The sequence below is a fragment of the Klebsiella sp. MS 92-3 genome, from assembly GCF_000195655.1.
Lineage (GTDB): Bacteria > Pseudomonadota > Gammaproteobacteria > Enterobacterales > Enterobacteriaceae > Klebsiella > Klebsiella pneumoniae.
In genome coordinates, this window is sequence record NZ_GL882806.1 from 92,155 (window position 1) to 101,778 (window position 9,624).

Genomic DNA, 9,624 nt, shown 5'->3' on the forward strand with positions numbered 1-9,624 from the left:
CTTTTTTTTATTTCTTGCGCATTATGCCAGGTCCGACAGTCGACAGCAGGCAAATTCCCATTATGATAGTCAGGCTGCGATTGGATGAGAGGATGCATGATCTGGATAGGACTGGCCACCCTGGTAGTGGTGTTTGTTGTGGGATTTCGGGTGCTTACCTCTGATTCACGCCGCGCGATCCGCCGCCTGAGCGAACGCCTCGGCATCACGCCTGTCCCGCTGGAATCGATGATCGATCAGCTGGGAAAAACCGCCGGTAATGAGTATTTGCGTTACCTGGAGCGGCCGAATGAAGCACATCTGCAGAACGCCGCCCAGGTGCTGCTCATCTGGCAGGTCGCGATTGTCGACGCCAGCGAAAAAAACCTGCATTACTGGTATCGCCTGATGCAAAAAGCGCGTTTAGCGGCGCCGATCACCGAGGCGCAGATCCGCCTGGCGCAAGGGTTTCTGCGCGAGCTGGATCCGGATATGAGCGATTTGCATAACCTTCAGCAGCGCTATAACGACCTGTTTCTCCCGGAAGACGGCGTGCACTGGCTGCACTGATCTCATAGTTATTCGGCCTGGGGTTCATCGCTTTTTGTGCCGGATGGCGGCTGCGCCTTATCCGGCCTACGGTTTCCGCACTCGTCACTTGCAGGCCGGATAAGCGTAAGCGCCATCCGGCAGGATAACTACAGTAGGATTTTCAGGCCGTGTTTTTGTACGACGCTAAGCAATTTTAATGACATTCCGCTTGGTCGCTTAGCGCCAGTCTCCCATTTTTGCACGGTAGACACGCTGGTATTCAGATAACGAGCGAACACGGGTTGGCTAACATTGAGTTGTTCACGTAGCGCTTTAATTTCAATGGGTTGAAGTGCGGCTACGCTACCGAGACATGATTCATCAAAATGGCGCATTGTTTCCTGTGGGATTGCGCCAACGCTGAATAGCCCCGACGCAGCGCTATGGATCGCTTCGAAAGCCGGGCTTTTGTATTTATTTTTTGCTGTCATCGCAAATCTCCACCAGTTCTTTACTTTTAACTAAGACCGTCGTTTTCTCTTCAGAGAGATTGGCATAGTGTTTTGCTAACTCACGAAAACCCATTAACTCGCGATGGTTGATATTGGCCATATCCTGTTTGGCATATAGAAAGGTATAAAACCAATACTCTGCGCTTTTGGTAAGGATGATTGCGCGATCGCGATTCTTGTTGAGTCGCTTTTTATAAACCCCTTCTCCTAAATCAACCACCTTGCCCTGAAGCGCAGATTGAATTGCCTGATAGAGCTCGTCGTCGGAAATGCCATGAGAGCTAGCCTCTCTGGCGAACCATTTGGTTTTGAAGATACGCATTGCTGACATCCTGTCGTTAAAAGTATAGCACATAGTGCTATATTAAATTCTCCTGAGATTTGTTAAAGCGATAGTAAGCATCGTTTTTTTAAACATGCGAGCAGCTACGCATCCTCTTATGAAAAGCGAGAATAGTTGCGAAAACGTTAAATGCGTCACAAACAAAATGTTACACTGCGCAGCTTTCCGCCACTTTCTTCGCAGGTCACTCATGAGTCATTCAAATGAAACCAAACCCCATGCACGCGATCTCGCGCGGCCAAACTGGTCGGCGGTTTTCGCGGTTGCTTTCTGCGTCGCCTGCCTGATTACCGTTGAGTTTTTGCCGGTCAGCCTGCTGACGCCGATGGCGCTGGATTTAGGCATCTCCGAAGGGATGGCCGGGCAGTCGGTGACGACGACGGCATTCGTCGCGATGTTTTCCAGCCTGTTTATCACCACGGTGATAGGTAAAACCGATCGCCGCTATGTGGTTATCCTGTTTTCACTGCTGCTGACCTTTTCCTGCCTGCTGGTATCTTTCGCTGATAGCTTCACCCTGCTACTGCTGGGGCGCGCCTGTCTGGGCCTGGCGCTCGGCGGTTTCTGGGCGATGTCCGCATCGCTGACCATGCGGCTGGTGCCGATGCGCGTGGTGCCGAAAGCGCTATCGATTATCTTCGGCGCGGTATCAATCGCGCTGGTGATCGCCGCCCCGTTGGGCAGTTTCCTTGGCGGGCTTATCGGCTGGCGCAACGTCTTTAACGGCGCTGCGGTAATGGGCGTGCTGTGTACGCTCTGGGTGCTGAAAGCGCTGCCGTCGCTGCCCGGGGAATCGGCTTCTCAGCAGCAAAATATGTTTGGTCTGCTGAAGCGTCCGGGGGTGATGGCCGGAATGTGCGCCATTTTCATGGCCTTTGCCGGACAGTTTGCCTTCTTTACCTATATTCGCCCGGTTTACATGACCCTCGCCGGGTTTGATGTCGACGGCCTGACGCTGGTACTGCTGAGCTTTGGTATCGCCAGCTTTATCGGCACCTCGCTCTCCTCGGTGCTGCTCAAGCGTTCGGTGAAAGCGGCGCTGGCGATTGCGCCGCTGGTGCTGACCGCCTGCGCGGTGGCGCTGGTGCTGTGGGGAGAGAGCAAAATCATCGCCTCGACGGTGGCGATTATCTGGGGCTTCGCGTTTGCGCTGATCCCGGTGGGGTGGTCAACGTGGATCACCCGTTCCCTCTCCGATCAGGCGGAAAAAGCCGGGTCGATTCAGGTGGCGGTGATCCAGCTGGCCAACACCTGCGGCGCCGCGGTCGGCGGCATTGCGCTTGACCACTTAGGGCTGCTGTCGCCGCTGGTGTTGTCAGGGATATTGATGCTGTTTACCGGCCTGCTGGTGGCGGCCAAAGTGAAGGTGAATTCACCCGCTTAAGGCCGCTCGCCTTTTGCCAGCCGGGCATTGATGTCGGCAATCACTTCCGGCAGGTCCGCCAGGGTATCAACCACATAATGCGCCCCGGCGGCATACAGTTTGCCTGCCGCCCGCTCGCGGCGGGTGGCGATTTCCGCTTTCGACATCGCCTGGTACTCCTCCCAGGTAGCGCCGAATTCGTTACCGGACACCGCCAGCCCGACGCTCCACATCCCGGCATGTAACCCTTCGCTGATGCCCGGCGCGGCATCATCGACCTTCACGCAGTGGGCCACATCGTCTATGCCCAGGGTAATCACGTTCTGCAGCGCCATCCACGGGCCCGGACGACCGCCGGCGGCAAGGTCATCGGTGGCGACCCAGTGGTCCGGGGCGTAGCCCTGGGCGGCGGCGGCCGGTACCAGCTTTTCCATCACCGGACGCGGATAGCCCGAGCAGGAGCCGATCTTCAGGCCCTTGGCGCGCAGCGTGGCGATGGTGTCGACCACGCCGGCTATTGGTGCGGAAAAATCGACAACCTTAGCGATTTGCAGCGGCATAAACGCGGCGTAGATCGCATCGATATCGGCGGCAGTCATCGCACGGCCGAATTTGGCCTGCCAGCGGCTGTCGACAGCAGGGAGTTTGCCCAGCGCCTCAATGTGCTGCCATTTGCCAAGCCCCATCGGCACGCGGGCCTCTTCAAGGGTGATCTCAATATCGAAGGCCTGGCGGAAGGCCTCGACGAAGATTTGCGTCGGGGCGAAAGAGCCGAAGTCTACGGTGGTGCCTGCCCAGTCAAGGATCAGTGCGCTAATACGGTTCATGGCGGTTCCTTTTTGTTTCCAGTACATGGCGTTGTCGATAGCCGCCAGCAGGGCGGTGATATCGGCGTCGTAGACTTCGCCAATGTTGCCGATGCGGAAGCAGTCGCTTTGCGATACTTTGCCCGGATAGATAACGAAGCCCTGATCTTTCAGCTTCTGGTAGAAGGTGTGAAAGCGATACTGCGGCGCATCCGGTGAATAAAAGGCGGTAATGATCGGCGAATGCAGGCTATCGTCGAGCAGCGGCCGGAAGCCGAGCGCGCGCATCCCGGCGACCAGCCGGCGCTGATTGTTGCGGTAGCGCTGATGGCGAGCGCTGACGCCGCCCTCCTGCGCCAGCTCTTTCAGCGCCTGGGCGAAGGCCAGCACGGTATGGGTCGGCGAGGTGAAGCGCCACTTGCCGTGATTGTCCTCCATGCAGCGCCACTGGGCGTACAGATCCAGCGACAGCGAGCGCGAACGGCCTTTGCAGGCGGCCAGCTCCGCTTCGCGGGCAATCACGAAGGCAAAGCCCGGCACGCCCTGAATGCATTTGTTGGCGGAGCTTATCAGGTAATCAATATTCAGCGCGGCGATATCCAGTGGAATGCCGCCAAAGCTGCTCATCGCATCGACGATATAGCGTTTATCGTACCGTTTCGCCAGTTCGGCCACCTCTTCGATCGGATTCAGCATGCCGGTGGTGGTTTCGCTGTGTACCATCGCGATATGGGTGATCGCCGGGTCGTTCTGCAGGATCTGTTCGATCGCGGCCGCGTCCGGACGGGAGACTTCGCCGCAGTCGTAAGGGTGGCAGGCGATGCCCATCAGCTGCGCCATCTCAATCATACGCGCGCCATAGGCGCCATTGCTGACGATTAGCACTTTGCCCTGTTCGCCGATGACGCTGCCGAGCACCGCTTCGACCGCGTAGCTGCCGCTACCCTGCAGTAGCACCGCCGTATAACCGTCGGCCGGGGTAGCCAACTGCACCAGCTGCTGGCGAATGGTCTGTACCACGCCGAGATTGTAATCATCATCCCAGGTACAGCTATCGAACAACATCGCCTCTTTCACCGTACGGGAAGTGGTTAACGGGCCGGGGGTCAGCAGCAGGTAATTTCGTGAAGTCATTTGTCTCACCATTTGGTCTATACCAGATTTATAGTTATCATGGAGACAAAGCCGGGAAAGGGTCAAAGGAAATGTGGCGCTGCAACAAAAAATTCATCTGGCTATGTATAATGAGCGCACGAAAAGTGGCAGTGAGTAAACATGAAATCACCCTCTGGCGAGATGCCGCAATACCTGATGATTAAGGCGCAGCTGCAGGCGCGTATTCAAAACGGCGCCCTCAAAAGCGGCGACAAGCTGCCTTCCGAGCGCGAGCTGTGCGCGCTGTTCAACACGACGCGGATTACGGTGCGTGAGAGCCTGGCGCAGCTGGAGGCCAGCGGCGTGATTTACCGCGCCGACCGCCGCGGCTGGTTTGTGACGCCGGAGCGTCTATGGCTGGATCCGACGCAAAATACCAACTTCCACAAGCTGTGTCTCGAGCAGGGTCGCGAACCGAAAACGGTGCTGCTTGATGGCCGCCTGGCTGCCGTGCCGCTGGATGTGATGGCGCCTCTGGCGCTGCAGCCCTTCGATCAGGTCTATTTGCTGACCCGGCTGCGCTATGCCGACGGCCGGCCGGTGTGCTACTGCGAAAACCACTGTCTGCCCGCGCGGGTGCCTGAGCTGCTGCGCCACGATCTCAACGGCAGTCTGACCGAGATTTATCAAACTCACTACGACCTGATCTATACCAGTATGCATCTGTCGTTTTATCCCACCTCAATGCCGCCGCAGGCCGCCGAGGCGCTGGGGGTGATGGAGGGGCGCCCGGCGCTGCTGTTGCGCAGGCTGAATTACGATCAGCACGGGCGTATTCTCGATTACGATATTGAATACTGGCGGCATGATAGCCTGCGGATCGAAGTCGATACCCATTGATTTTATTAGTTAAATTTTTTGATCTCCCCGGTGGCGCTAGCGCGTGCCGGGGCTACGCATCCCGCTCGTTTTAACTCCTTCGACACACTTCTTTCATCGTTTTGTCATAAACCCTCGGTAGCGTGAAGGCAAATCTGGTCTACACCAGAATAACTAACTATCCGATGAGGCTTAAACGATGAAACTCTCCCGACTTGCTCTGCTGTCCCTGTTCGCGCTGACCAGCTCTCCGGTTTGGGCGGACGGCGTCGTCACGGTTTACTCCGCCGACGGCCTGCATGACGGCGATAACAGCTGGTATCAGAGCCAGTTCGCTGCCTTCACCAAAGCGACGGGCATCAAAGTGCAGTATGTGGAAGGCGGCTCCGGCGCGATCGTCGAGCGTCTGGCCAAGGAGCGCACCAATCCGCAGGCTGATGTGCTGGTCACGGTGCCGCCGTTTATCCAGCGCGCCGCGAAAGAGCAATTGCTGGCAACCTTTACCCCGCAGGGAAGCGCGCAGATCCCCGGCGCTAACGACCGCTACGCGCCGCTGGTGAACAACTATCTGACCTTCATCTATAACGGCCAGTTGCTGAAAACCGCGCCGGCCAGCTGGCAGGATCTGCTGGATAGCCGCTTTAAGAATAAGCTGCAGTACTCCACGCCGGGCCAGGCGGGCGACGGTACCGCGGTGATGCTGCAGGCGTTCCATAGCCTCGGCGGTAAAGACGCCGGTTTTGCGTATCTGGGTAAGCTGCAGGCCAATAACGTTGGCCCATCGGCCTCGACCGGTAAGCTGACGGCGCTGGTCAACAAAGGCGAGCTGTACGTCGCCAATGGCGATCTGCAGATGAACCTGTCGCAGATGGCGCGTAACCCGAACGTTAAAATTTTCTGGCCGGCGGATGACAAAGGCGAGCGCAGCGCGCTGGCGCTGCCCTACACCATCGGGCTGGTGCAGAACGGACCGAACAGCGAAAACGGCAAAAAGCTGATCAATTTCCTGCTGGATAAACCGGCGCAATCCAGCGTCAGCGCGCGCTCCTGGGGCCTGCCGGTACGCAGCGATGTAGCGCCGGATGATGCTAACTTTAAGGCGGCGAAAGCGGCGCTCGACGGCGTGAAGAGCTGGGAACCTAACTGGGACGATGTCGCCGTATCGCTGTCGGCTGACATTGCCCGCTGGCATAAAGTGACCAATAGCGAGTAAGCCTGATGTTGATGAAAACCACCGTCACTTCTTCCCCGTCGCTGGCGGGGACGTCCGGGATCACCCTGGACTCGCTGCGCGTTTCATACCACGGCAACGTGGTCTTAAAACCGCTGTCATTGACCATTGAGCCCGGTGAGGTGCTGGCGCTGATTGGCCCTTCCGGTTCCGGGAAAACCACGGTGCTGCGGGCGATTGCTGGTTTTGTGCAACCGGCTGGCGGGCGGATCCTGATCGGCGATACGGACGTCACCCAACTGCCGCCGTACAAACGCGGGCTGGCGATGGTGGTGCAGAACTACGCGCTGTTCCCGCATATGAAGGTGGAAGATAACGTCGCCTTCGGCCTGCGGGCGCAAAAGCAGCCCAGGGGGCTTATCGCCGAGCGGGTGACTGAAGCCTTAAAAATCGTCGGTATGGCGGATTACGCCACCCGCTATCCGCATCAGCTTTCCGGCGGCCAGCAGCAGCGCGTCGCGATAGCCCGCGCGATTGCCGTGCGTCCTCGGGTGCTGTTGCTTGATGAACCGCTGTCGGCGCTGGATGCGCAAATTCGCCATAACATGGTGGAAGAGATTGCCCGTCTGCATCGCGAACTACCGGAGCTCACCATCCTCTACGTCACCCACGATCAGACCGAAGCGCTGACCCTGGCGGACAAAATCGGCATTATGAAAGACGGGTCGCTGATCGCCCACGGTGAAACGCACGAGCTGTACCACTATCCGCCGAACCGCTTTAGCGCCGAATTCCTCGGCCGCGCCAATATCCTGCAGGCGACGGCGCTGAAAGACAGCCCCGAGCCGGGGCTGGTTAGCGTGAGCTGTGGCGGCGGCCTGATTAACGCCTTCAGCCGGGGCGGCCTGCATGGCAACAACAAGCTGTTATGCATTCGCCCGCAGCACATGAGCCTGGCGCCGCGATCGGCAACCAGTAATCGTCTCAATGCTACCCTGACCTCGGTACACTGGCAGGGCGATCTGACGCATCTGCTGTGCGATGTTGCCGGCGAAGCGGTGCGGATTGTGATGACCCACGTGAACCCGCTGCCGCGCGCGGGGGACAAGCTGGCGCTCTACTTCGAACCTGGCGATGCGGTTCTGATCGAGGTGCAATGATGGCGCAAACCCTCACGCTTGCGCGTCCGGCGCGAAACTTACGGCCTTACCTGTGGCTGGCATTGCCGCTGCTGGTGCTGGCGACGCTGTTTTTCTATCCGCTACTGTTGATCGCCGAACAGGCATTACGTGACGCCAGCGGCAACCTGAGCCTCGAGACTTTCTGGCAGGTGATTGACTCAAAACGCTTTATTGGCGCGCTGCTCAATACCTTACAGATTGCGGTGTTCGCCACCCTTGGCTGCCTGGTGCTCGGCAGCGTGCTGGCGCTGATTCTGGTCTTTATTCCGTTCCCCGGCAGCCAACTGGTGAGCCGGGTCATTGATACTTTTATTGCGCTGCCGACCTTCCTGATTACCCTCGCATTCACCTTTATTTACGGCTCGGCGGGGCTGCTCAACGGCACCCTGATGGCGTTGTTTGCTTTTGAACTGCCGCCGGTAGACTTTCTCTATTCAATAAACGGCGTGATTCTGGCGGAGATTACCGTCTTTACGCCGCTGGTGATGCGTCCGTTGATGGCGGGACTGCGGCAGATAGATAAGAGCCAGCTGGAAGCGGCGAGTATTCTCGGCGCTCATCCGTTACGGGTGATTACCCAGGTTATCTTCCCGGCGGCGCTCCCGGCGCTGATGGCGGGCGGCAGCCTGTGCCTGCTATTGACCACTAACGAGTTCGGGATCGTGCTGTTTATTGGCGCCAAAGGGGTCAATACCCTGCCGATGATGGTCTACAGCAAGGCGATTCTGGAGTCGGATTACAGCGTGGCCTGCATGATTGCGCTGATCAATATTCTGCTGTCGCTGGGGCTGTTTATGCTCTATCGGCTGGCGGCGGCGCGCACTGGCGTAAGGAGTTAACGATGTTGATTTGGTCGCGTAAAGGCCGCGCGGCGGCGGGCGCGCTGGCGGTGACGCTTTTTGCCGGCGTTTTCCTGCTGCCGCTGGCGGTGATTTTACTCTCCAGCCTGAGTAAACAATGGAACGGCCTGCTGCCCACCGGCTTTACCTTTGCCCACTTTGTTAACGCCTTTCGCGGCGCGGCGTGGGATTCGCTGTTTTCGAGCCTGATGGTGGGCTTCTGCGCCAGCCTGTTGGCGCTGCTGTGCGGGATGTGGGCGGCGCTGGCGCTGCGCCAGTATGGCGCGACGCTACAGAAATATCTTGGCCTGGCGTTTTATCTGCCCAGCGCCATCCCCTCGGTTTCCGTCGGGCTGGGCATTCTGGTGGCGTTCAGCCAGGGGCCGCTGCAGATGAACGGCACCTTCTTTATCGTTCTGGCGGCGCACTTCGTGCTGATCTCCGCCTTTACCTTCAGCAACGTAACGACCGGGCTGGCGCGTATTTCCGCTGATATTGAAAACGTCGCCTCCAGCCTGGGCGCTTCGCCGTGGTATCGCCTGCGCCATGTGACGCTGCCGCTGATGACGCCGTGGATGATCTCGGCGCTGGCGCTGAGCCTGTCGTTGTCGATGGGAGAGCTAGGGGCGACGGTGATGATCTATCCGCCGGGCTGGACGACGCTGCCGGTGACCATTTTCAGCCTCACCGATCGCGGCAATATCGCCGATGGCTCGGCGCTGACCATTGTGCTGGTGGGCGTCACGCTGCTGTTGATGATGAAGCTTGAGCGCATCGCCCGCCGATTAAGCCAGAGATAAAGAATTGATGATGCCACCTGGGCAGGGGGCTGACTGCCCGGCGGCGCTGCGCTTGCGCGGGCCTGGGAGTGGAATCCCGCAGGCCTCCTCAGTCATAGCCCGGCTAAGCGTAGCGCCAGCCGGGA

10 protein-coding genes and 1 pseudogene are annotated in these 9,624 nt (G+C 58.4%); 7 read left to right on the forward strand and 4 right to left on the reverse strand.

The genetic code is table 11. The features are described from left to right. The first annotated feature begins 96 nt into the window (after positions 1-96). Positions 97-549 (forward strand): DUF1198 domain-containing protein, encoded by a 453-nt coding sequence (locus tag HMPREF9538_RS14185; RefSeq protein WP_004181583.1) that lies wholly within the window; start codon positions 97-99, stop codon positions 547-549. 128 nt (positions 550-677) lie between these two features. Here HMPREF9538_RS14185 and HMPREF9538_RS14180 read toward each other — a convergent pair whose 3' ends face one another. Together HMPREF9538_RS14180 and HMPREF9538_RS14175 are read right to left on the reverse strand one after the other, a co-directional pair. After that, complete coding sequence (locus HMPREF9538_RS14180; RefSeq protein WP_004173862.1) at positions 678-1,001, reverse strand: helix-turn-helix domain-containing protein; 324 nt, start codon at positions 999-1,001, stop codon at positions 678-680. Beyond that, the gene (locus tag HMPREF9538_RS14175; RefSeq protein ID WP_020316562.1) at positions 985-1,344 is read right to left on the reverse strand and encodes a type II toxin-antitoxin system RelE/ParE family toxin; all 360 of its coding nucleotides are present in this window, start codon (positions 1,342-1,344) and stop codon (positions 985-987) included. Before HMPREF9538_RS14175 ends, HMPREF9538_RS14180 begins: the two co-directional genes overlap by 17 nt. Positions 1,345-1,555: 211 nt before the next feature. Here HMPREF9538_RS14175 and nepI point away from each other — a divergent pair, with 211 nt between their 5' ends. Continuing rightward, positions 1,556-2,749, forward strand: a complete 1,194-nt coding sequence (nepI, locus tag HMPREF9538_RS14170; protein ID WP_009485057.1) for a purine ribonucleoside efflux pump NepI — start codon at positions 1,556-1,558, stop codon at positions 2,747-2,749. Here the strand turns inward: nepI and phnX are convergent. Together phnX and phnW are read right to left on the reverse strand one after the other, a co-directional pair. Then, positions 2,746-3,555: a phosphonoacetaldehyde hydrolase gene (gene phnX, locus HMPREF9538_RS32595; RefSeq protein WP_004210697.1), complete on the reverse strand. Its 810-nt coding sequence runs from the start codon at positions 3,553-3,555 to the stop codon at positions 2,746-2,748. The two genes, nepI and phnX, sit on opposite strands and share 4 nt — an antisense overlap. 12 nt (positions 3,556-3,567) lie before the next feature. After that, positions 3,568-4,668: pseudogene (gene phnW / locus HMPREF9538_RS32600) on the reverse strand (2-aminoethylphosphonate--pyruvate transaminase); the annotation flags it as partial. Between the two features lie 141 nt (positions 4,669-4,809). Here phnW and phnR point away from each other — a divergent pair. From phnR to phnV, 5 genes are all read left to right on the forward strand, one after another. Beyond that, positions 4,810-5,529, forward strand: a complete 720-nt coding sequence (gene phnR / locus HMPREF9538_RS14165; protein WP_004145049.1) for a phosphonate utilization transcriptional regulator PhnR — start codon at positions 4,810-4,812, stop codon at positions 5,527-5,529. A 178-nt stretch (positions 5,530-5,707) separates the two neighbouring features. Beyond that, on the forward strand, positions 5,708-6,721 hold the full coding sequence (gene phnS, locus HMPREF9538_RS14160) for a 2-aminoethylphosphonate ABC transporter substrate-binding protein (RefSeq protein WP_009485061.1): 1,014 nt from the start codon (positions 5,708-5,710) through the stop codon (positions 6,719-6,721). A gap of 5 nt (positions 6,722-6,726) precedes the next feature. Further along, positions 6,727-7,839, forward strand: a complete 1,113-nt coding sequence (gene phnT / locus HMPREF9538_RS14155; protein ID WP_004150258.1) for a 2-aminoethylphosphonate ABC transport system ATP-binding subunit PhnT — start codon at positions 6,727-6,729, stop codon at positions 7,837-7,839. Next, a complete protein-coding gene (gene phnU, locus HMPREF9538_RS14150) occupies positions 7,839-8,699 on the forward strand; it encodes a 2-aminoethylphosphonate ABC transporter permease subunit (protein ID WP_002923191.1) in 861 nt (286 codons plus the stop codon). Before phnT ends, phnU begins: the two co-directional genes overlap by 1 nt. Positions 8,700-8,701: 2 nt before the next feature. Next, the gene (gene phnV / locus HMPREF9538_RS14145) at positions 8,702-9,499 is read left to right on the forward strand and encodes a 2-aminoethylphosphonate ABC transport system, membrane component PhnV (RefSeq protein ID WP_004145044.1); all 798 of its coding nucleotides are present in this window, start codon (positions 8,702-8,704) and stop codon (positions 9,497-9,499) included. The last annotated feature ends 125 nt before the right edge of the window (positions 9,500-9,624 follow it).